This is a genomic window from Curtobacterium sp. MCBD17_032 (genome assembly GCF_003234855.1).
GTDB lineage: Bacteria > Actinomycetota > Actinomycetes > Actinomycetales > Microbacteriaceae > Curtobacterium.
This window is the reverse complement of record NZ_QKTO01000002.1, coordinates 313,149-334,454: the sequence shown is the minus strand read 5'-3', so window position 1 is coordinate 334,454 and position 21,306 is coordinate 313,149. Positions and strand designations below refer to the sequence as shown.

Here is a 21,306-nt window from a genome sequence, read left to right as displayed (position 1 = left end):
TGACCAGGTCGTCGATGCTCACGACTCCCGATCGCAAACCGATCGGGACGTCGCCGTGGTCACAAGGCGGCGACCCACTCGTCCGAACCGTCCGTGAACCGCTGGTGCTTCCAGATCGGCACCTGTTCCTTGACCAGGTCGACGAGCGCCCCGCACGCCGCGAACGCCTCGGCGCGGTGCCCGGACGCCACCGCCGCAGCGAGCGCCACGTCCCCGATGCCGAGCGCACCGACGCGGTGCAGCACGGCGATGCGGACCGCCGGGTGCTGCTCGGCGATCGTCCGTGCGACCTCGGCGATGACCTCCCCAGCGCTCGGGTGCCGTTCGTAGTCGAGCGCGGTGACGCCCTTCCCGCCGTCGTGGTCGCGGACGACCCCGGCGAAGGTGACGACGGCCCCGTCGTGGTCGGAGGCGACGACGCGGGAGACCTCGTCCACGGTGATGTCCCGGTCGACGACGTCGGCGACGACCACGCGGTCGGCCGCTCCGGCGCTCACGAGGCGCTCCGCGGAGCGTGGCCGTCACCGTGCAGCTGGGCGAGCAGGTGGTCGAGCAGTCCGTCGAGCACGGCCAGGCCGTCCGCGACACCGCCGCGGGAGCCGGGCAGCGTGACGACGAACGTGCCGCCTCCGATGACACCGGCGACGCCGCGGCTGAGGAGCGCGGTCGGTCCGGCGCCGGACAGTCCCCGTCGGCGGATCTCCTCGACGATGCCGGGCAGTTCCAGGTCGAGCAGGGGCGCGACGGCCTCCGGCGTGCGGTCGGTCGGGGTGACGCCGGTGCCCCCCGTGGTGATGACGACCCGGGCACCGCTGGTGACGGCAGCGGCGAGGGTGTCGGCGACGGGACCGCGGTCGGCGACGACCACCGGGTCGCCGACGATGAACCCGCGCTCGCGCAGCCAGTCGGCGATGACGGGTCCGGTGCGGTCGAGGGTCGGGTCGGCGGCGGCCGAGGTGGACACCACGACGACGGAGGCCCGGCTCCGGTCCGGAGCGCCGGGGCCGCTCATCGTGCGCTCCAGTCGCCGGAACGGCCGCCGTGCTTCTCGAGGACGCGGACGTCGGTGACCGACGCGGTCTTGTCGACGGCCTTCACCATGTCGTAGACGGTGAGCGCGGCGACGCTCGCTCCGGTGAGGGCCTCCATCTCGACTCCCGTCCGCGAGGTGGTGCGCACGGACACCTCGATGACGACCCGGTCGTCGGTGCCGGTGATGTCGACCTCGACCCCGGCGATGGGCAAGGGGTGGCAGAGCGGGATGAGTTCCGAGGTCTTCTTGACGGCCATGATCGCCGCGATGCGGGCGGTACCGATCACCTCGCCCTTGGGCAGCGAGCCGTCGAGGATGCGCGAGACGACGTCGGGACGGGTGACGAGCGTGGCCGTGGCGGTCGCGGACCGAGCGGTCACCTCCTTGTCGGACACGTCGACCATGTGCGCACTGCCGTCGGCGCGGACGTGGGACAGGTCGGTCATCGGATGCTCCAGACGGTCAGGGGGTCGCCCGGGTCGACGCTGGCGGTGCCGACGGGGACGTGGACGAGGTGGGTGGCTTCGGCGTAGTGCCAGAGCAGGTGCGAACTCGGCCCACCGACGAAGTGCACGCGGCCGTCGACGACGGTCCCGCGCCGGACCTGGTGCTTGCCCGCGGGCGACGTCGCGGCCTCGGCCGCCGGCAGGTCGGCGGTCGGGCGGTGCTCGGGCAGGCCGACGGCACGGGCGAGGACCGGGCGGAGGAACACCTCGAACGAGACGAGCGCCGAGACCGGGTTGCCGGGGAAGGCCACCACCGGGACCGGTCGACCCGCGACCTGCACGGTCCCGAGCGCCTGCGGCCCGCCCGGCTGCATCGCGACGGAGGTGACGTCGAGCCCGCGCGGTCCGAGCGCCTGTCGGACGACCTCGTACGCCCCCGCGCTGATCCCGCCGGTGGTGAGCACGAGGTCGGCCCAGTCCCCCGCGGCGTCGTCGAGGGCGCCGAGGAACCGGTCGGGGTCGTCGGGCACCCGGACCCGCCGCGTCTCGACGCCGACCTCGGCGAGCGCGGCGGACAGCGCGACCCCGTTCGCGTCGCCGATGACAGCACCGGCGCGCAGGTCGGTGTCGGCGGTCGAGCCCGGATCGAGCAGTTCGCTGCCGGTCGACACGACGAGCACCCGCGGACGCCGGACCACGTCGACGGTCGTGACCCCGGCGCCGGCGAGCGCGCCGAGCACGGCCGGGGTGAGGGACTCTCCGGCCCGGGCGATGGGAGCACCCGCGGCCAGGTCGGAGCCGGCGACCCGCACGAAGGTCCCGGGCACGAGGTCGGGCGGGACCGGTACGTCGTCGGGCTCGAGTGCGGCGGGGAAGGACCCGGCGGGCGTGGCCTCGACCGGGAAGACCGTGTCCGCTCCCGGTGGGATCCGCGCACCGGTCATGATCGGGACCGCGGTGCCCTCCTCGAGCGGCGGCGGCACGACACCGGCCGGGATCGGGGCGCCCATGCGGACGGTCGTACCGGCGTCGGCGGCGCGGACGGCGAACCCGTCCATCTGGCTGTTGTCGAAGGCCGGCAGTGGCGTCGGCGCGAGCACGGTGCCGGCGAGCACGCGGTACCCGTGGCCGGCTCCGGAGCCGGCGGCGAGCGCGACGACCGACGACGACTCGACCGACGCCGACGCCGAGCCCGTCGCCGAAGACGACGCCGTCGCCGAAGACGACGCCATCGCCGAAGACGGCAACGCCGACGGCAGCGCCGGACCCACGAGCGCCTGGACCGCGTCCCGGTGCTGACCGATCGTTCGCACGCGCGCCTCCGAATGGTCGTGACGTGGCGCCGACAGGACGACGGCACCGCACGCGGGCCGCTCCTGGCCCGCATCTGTAGCGTAACGACGGCGCCGACCAGCGCCGAGGACGACCGGAGGACCTGTGGAGAACGAGAAGACGGCAACGATCGGTGTGATCGGCGGCTCGGGCCTGTACGAACTGTTCGAGCCCGGCACCGCGGACGAGGTGGACGTGGCGACGCCGTTCGGCCCGACCTCCAGCCCGATCAGCATCGGCACCATGTCCGGCCGCCGCGTCGCCTTCCTCACCCGTCACGGCCGCGCCCACTCGGTGGCCCCCCACCGCATCGAGCACCGGGCGAACCTCTGGGCACTGCGGTCCCTCGGCGTCCGTGCCGTCGTGTCCTCGAGCGCCGTGGGTGGCCTCCACCCCGACTACGCGCCCGGCACGTTCGTCGTGACGGACCAGCTCATCGACCGGACGTGGGGCCGGGCCGACACCTACTTCGAGGACGAGGTCCAGCACCTCTCCTTCGCCGACCCCTTCGACCCGGTGCTGCGCCGTGCCGCGATCGACGCCATTGCGGCGCTCGACGTGCCGTTCCGTCCGACGGGCACCTGCGTCGTCATCCAGGGCCCGCGGTTCTCGAGTCGTGCCGAATCCGTCTGGATGCGTGCGGCGGGCGGCCACACCATCAACATGACGATGTCGCCCGAGGTCCCGCTCGCCGCCGAGCTCGGCATCGGCACGGTGAACCTGTCCTTCGTGACCGACGCCGACGCGGGCCTCGCGCCGGCTGCCGACGAGACCGCCGCCGACGAGACCGCCGCGCACGAGACCGCCGCGGACGCGACGGTCGACACCGACCAGGCCGACACCGACCAGGCCGCCACCGAGGCGCCGGTCACGCACCAGGCCGTCATGGACCGTCTGGCCCGCGCGAACGAGGTCATCGTCCGCGCCATCGGCTCGATCGTCGCGGCGGTCCCCGAGGACTACACGCCGCGCGAACTCGTGCCGGCGAGCGCCAGCGCCCGCGTCCTGGAGCTCCGCCCGTGACCCGGCTGCTCGTCACCGGCGGGGCCGGGTTCATCGGCTCGACGATCGTCCGGCAGGCACTCGCCGCGGGCCACGAGGTCCGCGTCCTCGACTCCCTCCGCACCGACGTGCACGGCGACCCGGAGGCCGTCGTCACCGCGCACCGGACCGCCGGGATCGAGCTCGTGCACGGTGACGTCCGTGACCGTGCCGCCCTCGACGCCGCACTGCAGGACGTCGACGTCGTCTGCCACCAGGCGGCGAAGGTGGGACTCGGCGTCGACTTCCAGGACGCGCCCGACTACGTCTCGAGCAACGACGCCGGCACCGCGCACGTGCTCGCCGCGATGGACCGGCTGGACATCGGCCGACTCGTCGTCGCGAGCTCGATGGTCGTCTACGGTGAGGGTGCGTACAGCACCGCCGACGGCGAGCCCATTCGCCCGCCGGCCCGCCGTCGCGAGGACCTCGACGCCGGCCGCTTCGACCCGATCGGTCCGGACGGCCGCTCCCTCCTGCCGGGGCTGATCGACGAGTCCGCCGCGCTCGACCCCCGCAACGTGTACGCCCAGACCAAGGTGGCGCAGGAGCAGCTCGCGTCGTCGTGGTCCCGCGCCACCGGCGGTCGGGCCGTCGCACTGCGTTACCACAACGTCTACGGCCCGGGCATGCCGGCGAACACGCCGTACGCCGGGGTCGCGTCCCTGTTCCGCTCGGCGCTGGCGCGGGGCGAGGCGCCGCGCGTCTTCGAGGACGGGGCACAGCGCCGCGACTTCGTGCACGTCGACGACGTCGCGGGAGCCAACCTCGCCGCGATCGACGCGACCGGGTCCGCGCCGTCCGAGTCGTTCCGCGCCTTCAACGTCGGTTCGGGCACGGTGCACACGATCGGCGAGATGGCCGCCGCGATCGCCGGTCCGGACGGCCCGCAGCCGGTCGTGACCGGGGAGTACCGCCTGGGTGACGTCCGGCACGTGACCGCGTCCTCGGCGCGGATCGCGGACGAGCTCGGCTGGCGTGCGCAGGTCGACTTCACCCACGGCATGCGCGAGTTCGCGACCGCGCCGCTCCGGGCGGCCGTCCGGTAGCGCGGCCCCGCCGCCGCGGCGGCGGACCACCGTCCTGTCCCCCGAACGGGGCCGGGAGGCACGTGGCGGCGCCACCACGGGCCTCCCGGCCCCCGTCGGCCCCGAGACGGGCCCGCGGCGCGCCGCGCGGTCCGCGACCCGGGATCGCGTCCGCGCAGTGCGCAGAACGGCCGTCGGGGGACGCGTTCACTGTCCCCCGACAGCCGGGATCGTGTTTGCTCGTGTGCATGACGCAACACCCCGCCGCCGAACCCGACGCCGGACCGGACCCCGAGGACGCGAGCCCGACCAGTCGATCCGACGGAGCGCACCGAATGGTGTCCATGAGCGTCGACGTGATCCTCCCCTGCCTCGACGAGGCGGACGCCCTGCCGCAGGTGATCGGCCGACTCCCCGAGGGCTACCGCGCGATCGTCGTGGACAACGGCTCGACCGACGGTTCCGCGGACGTCGCCCGCGCGCACGGCGCACTCGTCGTCACGGAACCGGTCCGCGGCTTCGGTTCCGCGTGCGCCGCCGGGGTCGCCGCGGCGACCGCCGACTACGTCGCGTTCTGCGACGCCGACGCCTCGATGGACCCCGCGGAACTCCCCGCCCTCGTGCAGCGCGTCGCCGACGGCCGGGTCGACCTCGCCCTCGGCCGTCGCGTCCCGACGAGCCGGGGCGCCTGGGCCCCACACGCTCGCTTCGCGAACCGCGTGCTCGCCGTCCTCATGCGGCGCGCGACCGGCTACCGTCTCCACGACCTCGGCCCGATGCGCGTGATGCACCGCGCGGACCTCGTCGCCCTCGACCTCCGCGACCGCCGCAGCGGCTACCCGCTCGAGATGGTCCTCGCCGCCCACGCCGCCGGCTGGCGCGTCGACGAGTCGGACATCGGGTACGCGCAGCGCATCGGTGACAGCAAGGTCACCGGGACGCTCCGCGGCACGGTCAACGCCGTGAAGGACATGTCCCGTCTGCTCCGGGCGTACCGCCGGGAGGCCCGGAGCCGCTCCGCCGCGCCCGTGTCGGTCCGCCAGCGGATCGCCTCGGAGCGGTCGGGCGCAGCGCCGTCGAGCGCACCGCAGACCGGCACCCAGCGCGTCGTCGAGGTCCGTCCGTGACCCGCGAGCAGGGCGCCAGCGAGCCCGTCACGGCCCGGCACGAGGGCGTCACGGTCGCGGTCGTCGCGAAGGAGTGCCTCCCCGGCAAGGTGAAGACCCGCCTGACGCCGGCGCTCACCCCCGAGGGCGCCGCACGGGTCGCCGCCGCGAGCCTCGCCGACACGCTCGCGACGGTCTCCGCGCTGCCGGCCGCCCGCCGGGTCCTCTTCTACGACGGCGACGTCCTGCCGGAGGGCGCCGCGGCATTCGACGTCCTGCACCAGCCCGGCGGCGGACTCGACGAGCGCCTCGGCTTCCTGTTCGACACCGTCGACGGACCGCTGCTCCTGGTCGGGATGGACACCCCGCAGGTGTCCGCCGCTGCCCTCGCCCCGGTGTTCGACGACCCCGAGCGGGACGCCTGGTTCGGCCCGGCGGAGGACGGCGGCTTCTGGTCGCTGTACCTGCGCGAGCCGACCGGCGACCTCCTGCGCGGTGTGCCGATGTCCCAGGACGACACCGGGGCCGTGCAGCTGGAACGGCTGCGGTCCGCCGGACTCGGGACGGGCCTCCTGACCGAGCTGCTCGACGTCGACACGCTGCCCGACGCGGAACGCGTCGCGGCCCTCGCACCCGCGACGCGGTTCGCGGCGGCCCTCGCCGCCGAGTCCGCGACCACTTCCGGAGGTGTCCGATGACCGACACGACCAGCACCGTCCAGGCCTTCGGGGCCGGGGGCGACGAGCCGTACGCACGTGCGCTGCGGTCGGACGGACGACTGCGCCTGACCGACCCCGCGCGACCCGGCGAGGTCGTCACGATGGACGTCGGCCGGTGGAGTGCCGCGGCGGACCGGGTCGACGTGTCGCTGCTCGAGGGCGCGGACGGTCCCGTGATCGACCTCGGGTGCGGCCCCGGGCGGATGCTCGTCGCCGCGCTCCGGATGGGTCTGCCCGCGCTCGGGGTGGACGTCTCGGCAGAGGCGGTCGCGATCGCCCAGCGCTCCGGCGGCCGTGCGGTCCAGGGCTCGGTCTTCGACCCGGTGCCGGACGAGGGGCGCTGGGACACCGCGCTCATCATCGACGGGAACATCGGCATCGGTGGCGACCCGGTCGCGCTCCTGGCCCGCGCCGGGCAGATCGTCCGGACGGGCGGCCGCGTGGTGGTCGAGACGAACCGCGACGCCGCCGCCGACCGCACCTACACCGCCACCGTGACGGACGCCGACGGCAACGCGAGCTCCGCGTTCCCGTGGGCGGAGGTCGGGCTCTCCGCGCTCCGTGCACACGCCGCCACCGCCGGACTCACCGCCCGTCAGAGCTGGACGGACGGCGGTCGGCACTTCTGCGAGCTGGTCGCCTGAGCCGTCCTTCTTTTGCATCGTGCAAGAGAAGGACGTAGAGTGGTCGCAGCAGTCGACGGCGTCGCGGACGTCGACTCGACGGACGTGACACCTCGGCACGACAGCGAGGAGACCATCATGAACACCTTCCCCCTCGGCGGGACCTTCGTGAGCGGGCTCCGGCAGCGCGACGAGCACGGCACGTACACCTCGTCCGCGGACGCTCGGACCGACACGATCGGGAGCTACACCGGGGTCGCCGTGGGCCGCCTCGGCCGCTTCGTGGACACGCAGTCCCGTCGACCGAGCACGGTCACCGCGAGCACCCGCACCGTCACCGGTTCCGTCCGGACGGCGACCGGGTCGTTCCGCACCGCCTGACCCGCACCACTCCCCCAGACCGCGAGCGGTCGCACTCCCTGACGCCCCCCTTCGTCCGGGAAGGCGGCCGCTCGCTCCTCGTCCGGCGGGCGACCTCCTGGTGGCCCGCCGCCGTCCCTGAACGCGTCCACGCGTCGGATGCCAGGATGGGGACATGAACGACCGTGCCGGTACCCCAGCGACCGCAGACGACCTCGTCGACCTCGACGCCCTCATCGCCGCGTACTACGACCGGGTGCCCGACGTCACGAACCCCGAGCAGAAGGTCGTGTTCGGCACCTCCGGCCACCGGGGTTCGTCACTCGACACCGCGTTCAACGACACGCACATCGCCGCGATCACGCAGGCGATCGTCGAGTACCGCACCGCGCAGGGCACCGACGGGCCGCTCTTCATCGGCCGCGACACCCATGCCCTGTCCGGCCCGGCCGAGCGGACCGCGCTCGAGGTCCTGGCCGCGAACGGCGTGCACGTCCTGGCCGACGCCGACAACGGCTACGTCCCGACCCCGGCGCTGAGCCACGCGATCATCGCCTACAACACCGCCGGTCACGACGACACCGCCGACGGCATCGTCATCACGCCGAGCCACAACCCGCCGCGCGACGGCGGCTTCAAGTACAACCCGCCGCACGGTGGCCCCGCCGACAGCGACGCGACGACGTGGATCGCGGACCGCGCGAACGCCATCATCGCCGGTGGCAACGCCGAGGTGCAGCGCGCCGAGCACGCCACCCACGACGGCTACGACTTCCTGCACAACTACGTCGCCGACCTCGAGAACATCATCGACATCGCCGCGATCAAGAAGGCCGGCGTCAAGATCGGTGCCGACCCGCTCGGTGGCGCCTCGCTGCCGTACTGGAACCTCATCCGCGACCACTACGGCCTCGACCTCACCGTCGTGAACCCCGACGTCGACCCGACCTGGTCCTTCATGACCCTCGACTGGGACGGCAAGATCCGGATGGACCCGTCGAGCCCCTCCGCCATGGCCTCCGTGGTCGCGCGGAAGGACGACTTCGACGTCCTGACGGGCAACGACGCCGACTCCGACCGGCACGGCATCGTCACGCCCGACGGCGGCCTCATGAACCCGAACCACTACCTCGCCGTCGCGATCGAGTACCTGTACGCGCACCGCCCGCAGTGGCGCGAGGACGCGGCGATCGGCAAGACCCTCGTGTCGTCGAGCATCATCGACCGCGTCGCGGAGTCCCTCGGGCGCCGCCTGTGGGAGGTCCCGGTCGGCTTCAAGTGGTTCGTCCCCGGCCTGATCGACGGCTCGGTGGCCTTCGGTGGCGAGGAGTCCGCGGGCGCCTCGTTCCTCCGGACGGACGGCACCGCCTGGACGACGGACAAGGACGGCATCATCCTGGCGCTGCTGGCGTCCGAGATCGTCGCCGTGACGGGCAAGACGCCGTCCCAGCTGTACGCCGAACTGACCGAACGGTTCGGTGCCCCGGTCTACCAGCGGGTCGACGCCGCCGCCTCGAAGGAGCAGAAGGCGCGCCTCGGCAAGCTCGACGGCGACGCCATCCAGGCCGAGACCCTGGCCGGCGACCCGATCACCGCGAAGCTGTCGAAGGCCCCGGGCAACGACGCGGCCGTCGGCGGCGTCAAGGTCGTCACCGACAACGCCTGGTTCGCGGCCCGACCGTCCGGCACCGAGGACGTCTACAAGATCTACGCCGAGAGCTTCGTCGGGCAGGAGCACCTCGAGCAGGTGCAGCGCGAGGCCAAGGAGATCGTCGACGCCGCACTGGGAGCCTGACGCGGGACGCCGGTCCGTGCGAGGCTTAGCGCCATGCCGTGGTTCGGACGGAAGAAGCCGACGGGGGACGCTCCGTCCCTCGCCGTGCTCGCGCAGCGCACCCTGGCCGAGCGGGGCGTCGAGACGACGGTCGACGGCGACCCGGCTGACCCAGCGCACGCGCGGCTCCTCGGCGCGGACGGCCAGGTGTACCTGCTGGCGAACCTCGCCGTGCAGGTGCGCGGCGAGAACGACGCCCGCCGCGCCCTCATCGTCGGCGCGCACTTCGACCGCATGCTGCAGGCGCACAGCGAACCCCCGCCCGAGGACCTCGGGGCCGACGAGCTCCGCGACCGGATCCGCCTCCGGCTCCTGGCTGAGGACGGCGCCGACCCGACCGACCTGACCTACGCCCGGCCGTTCGCACCCGGGCTCGTCCTCGCGTTGTGCGTCGACTACCCGACGATGGTCAGCACCCTCTCCACCTCGGCCCTGCCGAAGCTGGCGCTCGGGAGCGACGAGCTGTGGGCGATGGGTCGCTTCAACACCGACGCCGAGCCGGTCGACGCGAACGCCGAGATCGCGCCCGGGGTGCACATCGTCGAGGGCGAGTCCCTGTTCACGGCCACGAAGGCCGTGAACCTGCCCGCGCTGTTCGGGGCGGCCCCGTTCGGCACGGTGGTCGCGATCCCGCACCGACACCTGCTGCTCGCCGTGCCGCTCCGCGATGCCGACAGCGTCCAGGCGGTCCAGACGCTCGCCGGGCTCCTGGTGCGCGTCCTCGGGGACCGCGACGCGGGCCTCCCGGGTGGGCTGCTCAGCCCGGACCTGCTGTTCTCGCGCCACGGGCACGTCTCCCCCGTCTCCTCCTACGACCAGGCCACCGGTGAGCTCCGCATCGAAGTGGACGAGCGGTTCCAGGAGGCCCTCGAGGAAGCGGTCGCCTGACGCCATCCCGGCACGCACCGGACTGTGGACGGCTGCCGATCCCCACAGGAACAGCCCTCCGGAGCGCGCGGTGTGTGCGGCGGTTGTAACTTTGCACGCAGCGCAAAGTCCTCGGGAGTCCCGCACATGACACAGACCGCGACCGCACCCGCGGCCCCCACCACGTCGTCGAACGCCGTGATGAACCACCGCCAGATCCTGCTGGTGATCTACGGCCTCATGGCCGGCATGTTCCTCGGCGCCCTCGACCAGACGATCGTCGGCACAGCCATCCGCACGATCGGCGACGACCTGCACGGGCTCGACCAGCAGGCATGGGTGACCACCGGGTACCTCATCGCCTCGACCATCACGACCCCGATCTACGGCAAGCTGTCCGACCTGTTCGGTCGGCGCCCGCTGTTCATCACGGCGATCGCGATCTTCATCCTCGGCTCGCTCGCCGCGTCGTTCTCGACCTCGATGCTCATGCTCGCCGGCTTCCGTGCGCTGCAGGGCCTCGGTGCCGGTGGCCTGATGTCGCTGCCGCTGGCGATCATGGGCGACATGCTCGCGCCGCGCGAGCGTGCGAAGTACCAGGGCTACTTCCTGGCCGTGTTCGGCATCTCCTCGGTCATCGGGCCGCTCGTCGGCGGGGTCTTCGCGGGCGCCGACGACCTGCTGTTCATCGACGGCTGGCGGTGGGTGTTCCTCATCAACGTTCCGATCGGCGTCATCGCGCTGTTCATGGTCCTGACGTTCCTGCACCTGCCGAACTTCAACGCCCGGAAGAAGCCGCGTATCGACTGGTGGGGCGCGAGCCTCGTCATCGTCACGCTCGTGCCGCTGCTCCTCATCGCCGAGCAGGGCCGCGAGTGGGGCTGGGACTCCCCCGGCGCCTTCGCCTGCTACGCGATCGGCGCAGTCGGGCTGATCGCGTTCGTCATCGTCGAGCGCGCGATGGGCGACGACGCGATCCTGCCGCTGAAGCTCTTCGGCTCGCGGGTGTTCTCGATGGCAGCCGTCCTGTCCGTGCTCATCGGCTTCGGCATGTTCGGCGCGATGCTGACCATCCCGCTGTACCTACAGATCGTCAAGGGGGTCACTCCGACCGAGTCCGGCTTCGCGATGCTGCCGATGGTCCTCGGCCTGATGATCTCCTCGATCGCCTCGGGCCAGATCGTCTCGCGCACGGGGAAGTACCGGATCTTCCCGGTCACCGGCACGGCCTTCACCGCCGTCGGCTACACGGTCCTGACGTTCCTGACCGCCGACCGTCCGCTCTGGTTCCTCATGACCGGCATGTTCCTCATCGGTTTCGGGCTCGGGCAGCTCATGCAGACCCTGACCCTCGCCGCGCAGAACTCGGTGAGCCCGCGGGACATCGGTGTCGCCACCAGCGCCGCGACGTTCTTCCGCCAGATCGGCGGCACGATGGGCACCGCCGTGCTGCTCTCGGTGCTATTCAGCCTCATGCCGACGAACATCACCGGTGCGCTGCAGAACGAGTCTGACCTCAAGAGCGCCCTGAACGCGGCGCTCAACCCCGCCGTCGCGAACGCCCAGGAGAACAAGGGCGTGATGAACCAGATCTGGGACCCGATCGTCACGCCGCTGAAGAAGAACGTGCAGGACGGTCTCGACCAGGGCGCGGTGCAGGCGAAGCGCGCGGCGGACCAAGCCGTCACGGAGCGGGTCACCGCGGCCGTCCAGCAGCAGGTGGCAGCCGGACGCATCCCGGCCGCGGCCGCCGACACGGTCATCGCCCAGCAGGTCGACGACGCGAAGGGCGACGCCGAGCAGCAGGCCCTGCAGGCCGCCGCCGCGAATGCGGACGCCGAGGTCGTCGACGGCACGCTGCAGGTCGACTACGCCAACGCCGCAGAGCGGGAGAACGTCGTCGACGCCGTGGCACCGGAGCTCGTCGACCGGTTCCGCGACGGCACGGGCGGGACCTCGTCCGCCACGTCGTCCACCAACGACACGTCGTTCCTGAACGGCGCCGACCCGCGACTCAGCCGTCCGTTCCTGGTCGGGTTCAGCGACTCCGCCGTGACCGTCTACTGGGTGGGCCTGGCCGTCGTCCTCGTGGCCTTCGTCCTCACCTGGTTCTTCCGCGTGCCGCCGCTCCGCAAGACCTCGGCCCTGCAGGAACAGGCCGACGCGGCGCGGAAGAGCGCCGACGACGACCGCCTGCAGGAGCAGGCGAACGCCGCCAAGGGCGACCCCGACCGGCTGACCGCGGACGCGCAGCAGGCGGCCGCGAACACCGGTTCGCTGGTCGCCCCGGACACGGGGTCGATGCGGGCGGTCCCGACCTCACCCGACGTCACGATGCAGCAGCCGCAGGACCGGTCTGGAGGCACCACCTCCCCCGCCGCCCGGCCCGCCTCCGACGCGGATGCAGCTGACCGCGCCGGTCACGAGTCCGAGGGCGGCACCCGGGCACCGCTCACCGACGGGACCACGCACGGCGCGCACGCCGCGGCGGCACCGCTGGACGAGCCTCCGGCGACGACCGCGACGATCCGGACGCACCCGGCGCACGCCGCGTCGGACGGGGCACCTGCCACGGCCGAGCACCACGGGCGACACACGGCGCAGTAGCCCGCCGCCGCCGCTGTCAGTCGACCACCGCGTCGACTCTGCGCTCGTCAGCGCTGCCCGCGCTCCTGCTCCCGGAGCTCCACGTAGTCGCCGGCCGCGCACTCCGAGGTCGCACTGATCGTGTCACCGCCGCCGAGGTCGGACGAGTTGAAGGAGATGTTGGCGATCCCGGCGCCCCTACCGTTCAGACCGGAGTAGCTGCCGTCCCCGTTGGAGAAGCGCTCAGTTTCGAGGCCGGCCCGCTCCCACAGTGTCCTGAGGGTGCTGGCGTCCGTCTCGACGTCGCCTCGCTCCGCCCGCGAGGACAGGATCGTGTAGTTCACGCCCTCGCCGTTGCCCCGTTCGTCCGTGCACGTCCCGAGTCGTGGGCCCTCCTCCACGGTCCAGTTCCCTCCGAGTGCACTGGCCGAATCGTCGACGAGCTGCTCCACGGCTCGCTTCGCGTCCTCGGGTGTCTGAGTCGGTTCAGTCTCCATGGTTCCTCCACTACAGCCGGTCACGAATCCGACCAGGACAGTCGTCATCGCAACGAGCGCGATCTTGCTGGTCCGCATGGTCATGGTCGGTGGTGCTCCATCAGGTCGGTCTCGCTGTTCCGGTCTCGGTTCATCGTGCCGGACTCACGCGATCGCCGTTCCCTGTCGTCGCGAGCGCCACGTTCCGGAGCGATTCCGTGCCGACGTCGAGGTATCCCTCGTGGTGCTCCGTCCAGACGCCGTGATCCTTGACCCCTCTGAGTGCTTGTGGGCCCGCGGGAGTGTCGACGACCGCACCATCGGCGCCGAACGTCTCTGCGCCGAAGCTGGCGTTCGTGGGATCGAGACGGTAGGGAACACTGAAGTCGCGGCCGATGTACGCGTACTGGTCGCCGAAGCCGGGAAACCCGACCAGCGTGTCGCGAGCTTGCCCGGCGTAGACGTGGCTCGCCTGGATCTCGTCGGCGGTCGGGATGCTCTGCGGGATGCCAGCGGAGGCGATCGACACGAAGTTGTCGACGTGCACTCCGGCCTGGGTGAGACCGAGCGATGCAGTCGTCGTGCCGTAGGAGTGCGCCAGGACGTTGGTCCGGGGCATGTCCCCGGCTCGGGCCGCATCGAGACCCCTGATGGAGGCCGCGAGCTTCGGCGCGCCGGCCTGGGCCGCCTCCTCGTTGAACACGCCGAGGTTCGGCGGGGCGGGCGGCGCGTCGTAGCCCATCCATGCAATGACCGCTCGATCCTCGCCACCCGCGACGATCCGCTGCTCGTCCTTGATGTTCTGCGCGGCCTGCACCCAACCCTCCATGCGTTCGCTGCTCGACGTCATCCCGGGGACGGCCCACGTGACGTTCGTGGCCGTGTCGAGGTCGCCGAGCGAGATGGCGGCGAGTGGTGGGACGTCTGCCGTCATCGAGATGAGGAACCGCCCGTCGCCGAGCGATGCCCTGATGCTCCGGAGTGCGCGGTCCTCAACCGGGTCGAGGTTCCCTCGTTCGATTCGATCGTCGAGCACCTGCTGGTTCGCGACGTGCCGCGCCCAGTACGGGATGCCCTCGAGGTTGCCGAGCACGGCGAGGACGTCGGTCGGGAGCGCAGCCAGCTCGTTGTCCTCCGCAGTACCGAGGTCGAGTCCCGCCCACAGCGCGGCGGCGCGGGAAGGGTCCACGCCCGGGGCGAGCAGTCCCTGGAACTGCGAGGGAATCTCTTCTGCGGCAGCGATGTCGATGATCGCGTCCGACAGGGCGTGCCCGCTGCCGGCGCGTTCGAAGGCGTTGGCGATGCGGTCGATCCAGTCGGCATCTGCAGCGTTCTCCTGCAGGTACCGGTCGAAGCCGGCGAAAAGCGACGACCGGGACACGTCGGCCCATCCGCAGTTGGTCCGGAAGACGGTCCAGGCGTTCCGGAGGCGCGCCGCGCCGTCCGCGAACCCCCTGTCGGACGAGCGCGCGGACGCGGTGAAGGCACGGAGTCGGTCCGGGTCCGCAGAACTCGTCCCCGCGCTCGACCCGCCGGCTGTCCTTGGACGGTCGGACGCCGAGAACGACGCAGAGATCGGTGTCGGCCGGATCACCACGCTCGAGGGCTGCGGATCGAGGAACGGAGCGACCGCCGAACCGAGCCCACCGAGGAACTGGTCGGCTGCAGCGCGCTGTCTGTCCTGCTCCCGACCGCGCCACGCCGCGAGGTCGGCGAGCCGCTCCCGCTCACGTCCCGCTTCGGCCTTCACCGTCCGCACCGCGTCCGCCAGGTGACCGAGTGCCGCGGCGAGGGTGAGTCGGTCCGTGGCCTCCGCCGACGCCGCGTCGCCGAAGCGGTCTGCGTACGAGCCAGAGAACTCCATCATCGCCTGCTCGGCAGCGGAACGTCGACTGAACCCACCCGTCACGAGCTGCAGGTCGACCTCCGACGCCACCGCTACGAGCCGGTCGGCTGCTCCGTCGTCGAAATCGATCGTCATCATATCGCCCCCGAGATGATCCCCCACCCGTCGGCCGACGGACATTTCTCACTCTACCCACTGTCGGTGCCGCGCAACACATCGTCGGAATCCATCGTGGATCCGCATCAGGTCGCGCTGTCGCAACGCTGCTTCGCCACGTGAGCTGATGAGATCGACGACCGCGTGCGGCAACCGCCGTCGCATCACGTCGACCGCCACCGGCTCGTCGTCCACGAGCACGAATCGCCGGCCGAGGTCACGGGCCACCGCACCGAGGGTGCCGCTCCCCGCGAAGAAATCGAGTACCCAGTCCCCCTTGCGTGAGGACGCCTGCATCGTGCGCCGCAGGACCCCCTCGGGCTTCTGCGTCGGGTACCCGGTCTTCTCGCTGCCGGTTGGCGACACGATCGTGTGCCACCACCCATCGGTCGGCAGCTTCCCGCGCTCCCGCTTCTCGAGCGTGACGAGCCCCGGCGCCGTGTACAGCTCGCGGTCGACCGCCCCGGAGTCGAACCAGTACCGAGCCGGGTCCTTCACGTACGCCAGGATCGTGTCGTGCTTGGTCGGCCAGCGGGAGCGGGACTTCGCACCGAAGTCGTACGCCCAGATGATCTCGTCGAGGAACGCGTCACGGCCGAACAGCGCGTCGAGCAGGACCTTCGCGTAGTGGGCCTCGCGGTGGTCGAGGTGCAGGTAGGGGGTGCGGTCGACGGTCAGGAGCCGCCAGGCCTCGAGCAGTCGCGGCTCGAGGAACCCCCGGTGATCCCCGAACCGGTCATCGAAGCGCATCAGGTCGCCGCGGATCCGTTCATACGTCCGGCCTCGGAAGCCCGTGACCCTCCCGCGCTCACCCGCGGTCCGACACTCGGCCGTCACCGCGTGGCGCCGCTGCTTCCGACCGGTGTTGAACGGCGGGCCCGAGGTACACGACGGTGAAGGACGCGTCCGGCAGGGTCGGCAGGACGTCGAGGTCGTCGCCGAGGACCACCCGGTCCGGACCCCGGTCGTCTCCGTTGTGCACCGGACCGTCCTCGCGCACAGACGACCGTGCGGGGGACGGCCGGCACCGGGGGCGATGCTCAGCCCGCGGTGTGACGGACGGCGTACCGTCCTCGTCATGGCATCACCCCAGGTCCGCAACGACACCGACGCGCAGCAGTACTCCCTGGTCGAGGACGGCGAGGTCATCGGCTTCGCCGCGTACGAGGTCGACGGCGACGAGATCCGCTTCACCCACACCGAGGTCGACGCGACCCACCGCGGCGGCGGCCATGCGTCGATCCTCGTGCAGCACGCACTCGACGACGTCCGCGAGGGCTCCCTGCGCGTCGTCCCGCTCTGCAGCTACGTCGAGGCGTGGATCGAGCGCCACCCGGACTACCAGGAGCTCACGACCCGCTAGCGGCAGCTCGACGGCCGCCGAACGTCAAGAGGTGCGGTCGAGCGTGCCCGGCCGGGCCTCGTGCCGGCCGACACGACCAACCGACGGAACACGGATCAGCACGGTGCCGCTGAGCAGGTCGTGGTCGTGACGGGCCGGCGTCGGCGCCTCCCGCGGCAACCGCGCCTGACGCTCGTACTCGCTCTGGGTCTCGTGCCGCGTCGGCGCGAACACCTCGTCCAGCATCCCGACCGCACCGCCGGACCCGCCCCCGCGTGTGGCCTTGTTCGACAGGTCGATCCAGCTCAGACGGTCGGCGATCCACATCACGACGGCCGCAACGGCCACCGCCCCCAGGAAGATCAACCAGTTCACGGGAGTGACGCTACGTGGCTGATCCACGGAGGACATCCGCCGCGCGGCTGATCCTCGCGATCCGCACCGACGGCGACGGCCGGACCTCGGGAGTCGGCGCTCAGGGCACCCGCTCGAGCCACTCCCGCGTCGAGAACTTCGTGTCGACGAGTTCCTGCGCCCGCTGCCGCTCCGCGTCGGTGACGTGCCCCTCGGTCGCGCCGTAGAGCTTCGTGAACGTGCCGATGAGCCGGTCGATGATCTCGGCACGCGTCAGACCGGTCTGCGAGCGGAGCGGGTCGACCCGCTTCGCGGCGCTCGTCGTCCCCTTGTCGCTCATCTTCTCGCGGCCGATGCGGAGCACCTCGACCATCTTCTCGCCGTCCATGTCGTAGCTCATGGTGGCGTGGTGCAGGAGCGACCCGGTGCCGAGGCGCTTCTGCGCGGCCCCGCCGATCTTCCCCTTGGTCGAGGTGATGTCGTTGAGCGGCTGGTAGTACGCCTCGATGCCGAGGGACTTCAGCGCCTCGATCACCCACTCGTCCAGGTACGCGTACGAGTCGGCGAACGTCATGCCCTGCACGAGGTCGGTCGGCACGTAGAGGGAGTACGAGATGATCGCACCCGCGTCCATGAACATCGCGCCGCCGCCGGAGATGCGACGGACGACCTGCACGCCGTACTTCTCGGCGCCGGCGGGGTCGACCTCGTTCTTCAGCGACTGGAACGACCCGATGACGACAGCGGGCTGGTCCCACTCCCAGATGCGCAGGGTCGGCCCGCGGCGTCCGGCCCCGACCTCCTCGGTGAGGACCTGGTCGAGTGCGAGGTGCTCGTTCGGGCTGATCGGTCCCTCGTGGACGACCTGCCACTCGTAGTCCCGCCATGATGACGCCCGCGAGAGCGCCCGGCGCACCGCGACCCCGACGGACTCCGGGGTGAACCCGAGCAGGACGGCGTCCTCCGGCAGCGCGTGCCGCACCGCGGCGGCGATCCCTGCGGCATCGGTGTCGGCACGGAGGCCGTTCACCGCCTGGTCGATGAGCGGGAGCGCGTCGTCCGGTTCCAGGAAGAAGTCACCGGCCAGGCGGAACTGGTCGATCCTGCCGTCGACGACCTCCAGGTCGACGACGACGAGCTTGCCTCCGGGGACCTTGTACTCACCGTGCATGCCGCCACCCTATGCCGGGAGGCCCGTGGCGGCCCCGCAGCGGACCTCCCGGCCGGCGGCCGGGAACGGCGTCCGTCGCCCGCAGTGCGACCCGATCACCTGAAAACGAACCGAGTTGCCGCTGTGCGTGTGCGGGCGTAGCGTCGTCACCACGCCTGGGGTGCGACCCCCCTCGAGCCTCGGGCGTCGCCGCTCGATCCGTTCCCCCCAATGGGTCGAGTGGCCCGGCCCCGGTCTGTTCCCCCCAACAGGCCGGGGTCCTTCCCGTTCGCAGGGGGTTCTCCACAGGTCTCCGACGGGTCCCCGCTTCCCGAATAGGGTCGTCGTGTGGTCAGACAGGACAGAGGCAGCCAGGGCAGCGCCGGACAGCACGGCACAGGACCGCACGACGTCGGACCGGGCGTTCGACGGGGCGGTGGGGTCCGCGCATGGGCATGACCGGCGTCGTGGTCCGTGCAGTGTCGGGAGCGGCCGCCGTGGGGCTCGCAGCATCGACCGCAGCGGGTGTCGTGGTCGCCCGCAAGGCCGTCCACCCGCGTCCGAAGCGGACCGTGACCGTCCTCGACGTGGGTCCCGCGGGTGTCACCGTGCCGGCCGACGAGCAGACCCGGTGCCCGGGCGTGTACCGGGTGTACTTCGGGGCCGCCGAGCACAGCGTCCTGCTCGGCGACGTCCGCACGGACGACGGTGATCGGGTGTGCCGCGCCGTGCTCGACGACCCGGGGACCCTGCCGACGCCGGGCGACGAGCTGCTCTGGACCGGGTACCTCCTCGACGAGCCGGCGGCCGTGTCGCCCGACTCCACCGAGCTCGTGATCACGGCCGACGGATCGGACCGGCCGGCCTGGCTCTTCCCCGTGCCGGGAGCGACGACGTGGGCGATCCACGTGCACGGCATCCACTCCAGCCGGACCGCGGTCCTCCGCGGCGTCCCCGACACCCTCGCCGCCGGCATGAGCTCGCTCGTGATCGGGTACCGCGGCGATGCCGAGGACGACCGCGGACTGCCCGCGACCTTCGGTGCCGAGGAGTGGCACGACCTCGACGCCGCGATGCGGTACGCCGTCGACCACGGTGCGGAGCGGCTCGTGCTCGTCGGGTGGTCGATGGGCGCGACCGTCGCCATGCACGCGGCCAGCGACTCGGCCCTCCGCGACCGCATCGACGCCATGGTCCTGGTGTGCCCGGCCCTCGACTGGTTCACCGCGCTGCGGTGGGGTGCGGTGAAGGCGGGCTTCCCCGGGTTCCTCGGCGTGCTCGGGGCGGGCGCGCTCACGGTCCCCGGGCTCTCCCGGCTCGCGGGTGTGCGGACGCCGATCCCCCTCGGACGGTTGCGACCGAGGCCGCCGGTCGGGGTGCCGCTGCTCGTGATCCACAGCGTCGGCGACCGGGACGTGCCGATCGACGCCTCCCGTCGCTTCGTGGCGGCGGCGGGGCCGACGGCGACGCTGGTGGAGGTCGCGCCCTGCCCGCACGGCTCGGAGATGAACCGCGACCCGGACCTGTTCCACGGATCGGTGCGCCGCTTCCTCGGACGCGTGGCGGGGCGTTCCGTCCCCGTCAGCTGACGCCGGGTCCGCGACCCGCGACGGCCCCGTCGAGCCACGCGACGAGGTCCGCGACCACCTCGTCGCGGTTCGTCTCGTTGTAGACCTCGTGACGTGCCCCCTCGTACACGCGGACGGTCACGTCGGACAGCCGACCACGCCGCCGGTACGCCCGTGCGAGCAGCTCGACCGAGCGGGGTCCGCCGAGCGAGTCCTCGGACCCGACCTGCAGCAGCATCGGCAGGTCGTGCGGGATGTTCCGGCGCGGGACCCCGAGCAGCCGGAGGGTGTCCGGCAGCCCGAACAGGCCGAGCACGTCGGCCTCCACGGCCAGCGGGTCGACCCCGACGGCGTCGATGACGGCCCGGTCCCGGGTGAGCCACTCGTGTTTCGTCGGCCCCGATGCCGCGTGCCGCCGGTTGAGGTCGCCGCCGTTCATGAGCCCGGGCAGCCGGTAGGCGGTCGCCGACAGCACGACACCCGCGTACCGCTCGGACGAGGTGTTCACGATCCGCTGGGCCATGAGCGACCCCCACGAGTGTCCGAGCAGCACGACGGGCAGCCCCGGGTCGTCGGCCGTCGCCACGGACGTCATCTGCTCGACGGCCGCGATCGCCGCCCGGAGCCCGCCGGCCCCGAGTCTCCCGAGCTTCCCGTGGTCGCCGTCCCACTGACCGAGACCGGTCCGACCGTGCCCACGCTGGTCGTTCGCGTGCACGGTCCACCCGGCGCGCACGAGGTCCTGCGCGAGCGGCTCGTACCGCAGCGCGTGCTCCCCGACGCCGTGCGCGATCTGCACGATGCCCTTCGGCTTGCCGGCACGCCAGGTCGAGTAGACGATCTCGACGCCGGAGGCGTCGGTGAACGAGGAGTCGCCTCGCGCGGCGGAGAACGTGGGCACGGCGCCATCCTGGCAGACGCCGCACCTGTTCATCCCGCGTTCACGCGCACCGTCGGGTACCGGCCTGGCGTCGCGCGCATGGACGTCCTCGTCACCGTCGTGGTGGTGATCGTGGTGGCCCTCGTGTTCGACTTCACGAACGGGTTCCACGACACCGCGAACGCCATGGCCACCTCGGTGGCCATGGAGGAGACCCCGCGCTCGGGCACGACCCCGCGCGCCGCGACCCCTCGCCGCGGCCCTGGGTGTCGGTGTGTGCTTCGCACTCTGCGGCGCGGCCGTCCTGTACGGGATCTGGTTGACCATCCCCCGGTTCCACTGACCCGCGGGACACCACCGTCTCGCCGAGACGCCGCCGTGCGCACAGGATGCGCGGCGCGCGAGACGCCACCGTCTGCAGGAGACGCCGCCGTGCGCACACACCGCGGGGCGCGCGGGACGCCACCGTCTGCGGGCGACGCCACACCGCACGCGAGACGCCGCCGGATCCGGCGGCGTCTCGCGCGTTCCGCGGCGTCCAGAGCAGACGGGCCCGTCT

The 21,306-nt window shown here is 72.2% G+C and carries 21 protein-coding genes and 1 pseudogene; 11 read left to right on the top strand and 11 right to left on the bottom strand.

Going from position 1 to position 21,306, the window contains the following annotated elements; genetic code table 11:
* Positions 1–59: 59 nt before the first annotated feature.
* The 4 genes from DEI91_RS04590 to glp are packed head-to-tail and all read right to left on the bottom strand — an operon-like array spanning position 60 to position 2,792.
* The gene (locus tag DEI91_RS04590) at positions 60–497 is read right to left on the bottom strand and encodes a molybdenum cofactor biosynthesis protein MoaE (protein WP_111051132.1); all 438 of its coding nucleotides are present in this window, start codon (positions 495–497) and stop codon (positions 60–62) included.
* Positions 494–1,012: a molybdenum cofactor biosynthesis protein B gene (locus tag DEI91_RS04585; protein WP_111051131.1), complete on the bottom strand. Its 519-nt coding sequence runs from the start codon at positions 1,010–1,012 to the stop codon at positions 494–496. The genes DEI91_RS04590 and DEI91_RS04585 overlap by 4 nt, the downstream gene beginning before the upstream one ends.
* Complete coding sequence (gene moaC / locus DEI91_RS04580) at positions 1,009–1,479, bottom strand: cyclic pyranopterin monophosphate synthase MoaC (protein WP_111051130.1); 471 nt, start codon at positions 1,477–1,479, stop codon at positions 1,009–1,011. Before moaC ends, DEI91_RS04585 begins: the two co-directional genes overlap by 4 nt.
* Positions 1,476–2,792, bottom strand: coding sequence for a gephyrin-like molybdotransferase Glp (gene glp, locus DEI91_RS04575; protein WP_258374293.1), 1,317 nt, complete (start codon positions 2,790–2,792; stop codon positions 1,476–1,478). The genes moaC and glp overlap by 4 nt, the downstream gene beginning before the upstream one ends.
* 124 nt (positions 2,793–2,916) lie before the next feature.
* Between glp and DEI91_RS04570 the strand changes: the two genes are divergently transcribed.
* The 9 genes from DEI91_RS04570 to DEI91_RS04530 all read left to right on the top strand — a co-directional run bounded on the left by DEI91_RS04570 (position 2,917) and on the right by DEI91_RS04530 (position 12,996).
* A complete protein-coding gene (locus DEI91_RS04570) occupies positions 2,917–3,834 on the top strand; it encodes an MTAP family purine nucleoside phosphorylase (protein WP_111051129.1) in 918 nt (305 codons plus the stop codon).
* A complete protein-coding gene (locus DEI91_RS04565; RefSeq protein WP_111051128.1) occupies positions 3,831–4,901 on the top strand; it encodes an NAD(P)-dependent oxidoreductase in 1,071 nt (356 codons plus the stop codon). The genes DEI91_RS04570 and DEI91_RS04565 overlap by 4 nt, the downstream gene beginning before the upstream one ends.
* A gap of 323 nt (positions 4,902–5,224) precedes the next feature.
* Positions 5,225–6,007, top strand: coding sequence for a glycosyltransferase family 2 protein (locus tag DEI91_RS04560; protein ID WP_309148040.1), 783 nt, complete (start codon positions 5,225–5,227; stop codon positions 6,005–6,007).
* Positions 6,004–6,684, top strand: coding sequence for a DUF2064 domain-containing protein (locus DEI91_RS04555; RefSeq protein WP_111051127.1), 681 nt, complete (start codon positions 6,004–6,006; stop codon positions 6,682–6,684). Before DEI91_RS04560 ends, DEI91_RS04555 begins: the two co-directional genes overlap by 4 nt.
* Positions 6,681–7,349: a bifunctional 2-polyprenyl-6-hydroxyphenol methylase/3-demethylubiquinol 3-O-methyltransferase UbiG gene (locus DEI91_RS04550; RefSeq protein WP_111051126.1), complete on the top strand. Its 669-nt coding sequence runs from the start codon at positions 6,681–6,683 to the stop codon at positions 7,347–7,349. The genes DEI91_RS04555 and DEI91_RS04550 overlap by 4 nt, the downstream gene beginning before the upstream one ends.
* Positions 7,350–7,388: 39 nt before the next feature.
* Positions 7,389–7,709 carry a hypothetical protein gene (locus DEI91_RS04545; RefSeq protein WP_111051125.1) on the top strand — a complete coding sequence of 107 codons (321 nt, stop codon included), beginning with the start codon at positions 7,389–7,391 and terminating at the stop codon, positions 7,707–7,709.
* 154 nt (positions 7,710–7,863) lie between these two features.
* Positions 7,864–9,483, top strand: coding sequence for a phosphoglucomutase (alpha-D-glucose-1,6-bisphosphate-dependent) (gene pgm, locus DEI91_RS04540; protein ID WP_111051124.1), 1,620 nt, complete (start codon positions 7,864–7,866; stop codon positions 9,481–9,483).
* A 33-nt stretch (positions 9,484–9,516) separates the two neighbouring features.
* The gene (locus tag DEI91_RS04535) at positions 9,517–10,410 is read left to right on the top strand and encodes a hypothetical protein (protein WP_111051123.1); all 894 of its coding nucleotides are present in this window, start codon (positions 9,517–9,519) and stop codon (positions 10,408–10,410) included.
* 126 nt (positions 10,411–10,536) lie between these two features.
* Complete coding sequence (locus DEI91_RS04530) at positions 10,537–12,996, top strand: MDR family MFS transporter (protein WP_111051122.1); 2,460 nt, start codon at positions 10,537–10,539, stop codon at positions 12,994–12,996.
* Positions 12,997–13,043: 47 nt separating this feature from the next.
* Here DEI91_RS04530 and DEI91_RS04525 read toward each other — a convergent pair whose 3' ends face one another.
* From DEI91_RS04525 to DEI91_RS04515, 3 genes and pseudogenes are all read right to left on the bottom strand, one after another.
* Positions 13,044–13,472: a hypothetical protein gene (locus DEI91_RS04525; protein WP_146244209.1), complete on the bottom strand. Its 429-nt coding sequence runs from the start codon at positions 13,470–13,472 to the stop codon at positions 13,044–13,046.
* Positions 13,473–13,602: 130 nt separating this feature from the next.
* A complete protein-coding gene (locus DEI91_RS04520) occupies positions 13,603–15,432 on the bottom strand; it encodes an alpha/beta hydrolase (protein ID WP_181439478.1) in 1,830 nt (609 codons plus the stop codon).
* 48 nt (positions 15,433–15,480) lie between these two features.
* Positions 15,481–16,435 (bottom strand): annotated as a pseudogene (locus DEI91_RS04515) (DNA-methyltransferase).
* A 96-nt stretch (positions 16,436–16,531) separates the two neighbouring features.
* On the opposite strand from DEI91_RS04515, the gene DEI91_RS04510 reads away from it, so the two are divergent.
* Positions 16,532–16,816: a GNAT family N-acetyltransferase gene (locus tag DEI91_RS04510; protein WP_111051119.1), complete on the top strand. Its 285-nt coding sequence runs from the start codon at positions 16,532–16,534 to the stop codon at positions 16,814–16,816.
* Between the two features lie 24 nt (positions 16,817–16,840).
* On the opposite strand, the gene DEI91_RS04505 is transcribed toward DEI91_RS04510, so the two are convergent.
* Positions 16,841–17,206 carry a hypothetical protein gene (locus DEI91_RS04505; RefSeq protein ID WP_181439477.1) on the bottom strand — a complete coding sequence of 122 codons (366 nt, stop codon included), beginning with the start codon at positions 17,204–17,206 and terminating at the stop codon, positions 16,841–16,843.
* 64 nt (positions 17,207–17,270) lie between these two features.
* Entirely contained in the window at positions 17,271–18,320 is a 1,050-nt protein-coding gene (locus tag DEI91_RS04500) for a biotin/lipoate A/B protein ligase family protein (protein ID WP_111051117.1), read from the bottom strand.
* Positions 18,321–18,748: 428 nt separating this feature from the next.
* On the opposite strand from DEI91_RS04500, the gene DEI91_RS04495 reads away from it, so the two are divergent.
* Positions 18,749–19,888 carry a S9 family peptidase gene (locus DEI91_RS04495; protein WP_181439476.1) on the top strand — a complete coding sequence of 380 codons (1,140 nt, stop codon included), beginning with the start codon at positions 18,749–18,751 and terminating at the stop codon, positions 19,886–19,888.
* On the opposite strand, the gene DEI91_RS04490 is transcribed toward DEI91_RS04495, so the two are convergent.
* Together DEI91_RS04490 and DEI91_RS16185 are read right to left on the bottom strand one after the other, a co-directional pair.
* Positions 19,881–20,768 (bottom strand): alpha/beta hydrolase, encoded by an 888-nt coding sequence (locus tag DEI91_RS04490; protein WP_111051115.1) that lies wholly within the window; start codon positions 20,766–20,768, stop codon positions 19,881–19,883. The two genes, DEI91_RS04495 and DEI91_RS04490, sit on opposite strands and share 8 nt — an antisense overlap.
* 29 nt (positions 20,769–20,797) lie before the next feature.
* Positions 20,798–20,953, bottom strand: a complete 156-nt coding sequence (locus tag DEI91_RS16185; RefSeq protein ID WP_181439497.1) for a hypothetical protein — start codon at positions 20,951–20,953, stop codon at positions 20,798–20,800.
* Between the last annotated feature and the right edge of the window lie 353 nt (positions 20,954–21,306).

What these genes read in the sequence shown, in the direction of transcription:
- DEI91_RS04585 (WP_111051131.1), bottom strand. Translation starts at nt 1,012, where the DNA reads ATGAGCGGCCCCGGCGCTCCGGACCGGAGCCGGGCCTCCGTCGTCGTG.
- moaC (WP_111051130.1), bottom strand. Translation starts at nt 1,479, where the DNA reads ATGACCGACCTGTCCCACGTCCGCGCCGACGGCAGTGCGCACATGGTC.
- DEI91_RS04560 (WP_309148040.1), top strand. Translation starts at nt 5,225, where the DNA reads ATGAGCGTCGACGTGATCCTCCCCTGCCTCGACGAGGCGGACGCCCTG.
- DEI91_RS04550 (WP_111051126.1), top strand. Translation starts at nt 6,681, where the DNA reads ATGACCGACACGACCAGCACCGTCCAGGCCTTCGGGGCCGGGGGCGAC.
- pgm (WP_111051124.1), top strand. Translation starts at nt 7,864, where the DNA reads ATGAACGACCGTGCCGGTACCCCAGCGACCGCAGACGACCTCGTCGAC.
- DEI91_RS04535 (WP_111051123.1), top strand. Translation starts at nt 9,517, where the DNA reads ATGCCGTGGTTCGGACGGAAGAAGCCGACGGGGGACGCTCCGTCCCTC.
- DEI91_RS04530 (WP_111051122.1), top strand. Translation starts at nt 10,537, where the DNA reads ATGACACAGACCGCGACCGCACCCGCGGCCCCCACCACGTCGTCGAAC.
- DEI91_RS04525 (WP_146244209.1), bottom strand. Translation starts at nt 13,472, where the DNA reads ATGGAGACTGAACCGACTCAGACACCCGAGGACGCGAAGCGAGCCGTG.
- DEI91_RS04520 (WP_181439478.1), bottom strand. Translation starts at nt 15,432, where the DNA reads ATGACGATCGATTTCGACGACGGAGCAGCCGACCGGCTCGTAGCGGTG.
- DEI91_RS04510 (WP_111051119.1), top strand. Translation starts at nt 16,532, where the DNA reads ATGGCATCACCCCAGGTCCGCAACGACACCGACGCGCAGCAGTACTCC.
- DEI91_RS04505 (WP_181439477.1), bottom strand. Translation starts at nt 17,206, where the DNA reads ATGTCCTCCGTGGATCAGCCACGTAGCGTCACTCCCGTGAACTGGTTG.
- DEI91_RS04500 (WP_111051117.1), bottom strand. Translation starts at nt 18,320, where the DNA reads ATGCACGGTGAGTACAAGGTCCCCGGAGGCAAGCTCGTCGTCGTCGAC.
- DEI91_RS04495 (WP_181439476.1), top strand. Translation starts at nt 18,749, where the DNA reads ATGGGCATGACCGGCGTCGTGGTCCGTGCAGTGTCGGGAGCGGCCGCC.
- DEI91_RS16185 (WP_181439497.1), bottom strand. Translation starts at nt 20,953, where the DNA reads ATGGCCACCGAGGTGGCCATGGCGTTCGCGGTGTCGTGGAACCCGTTC.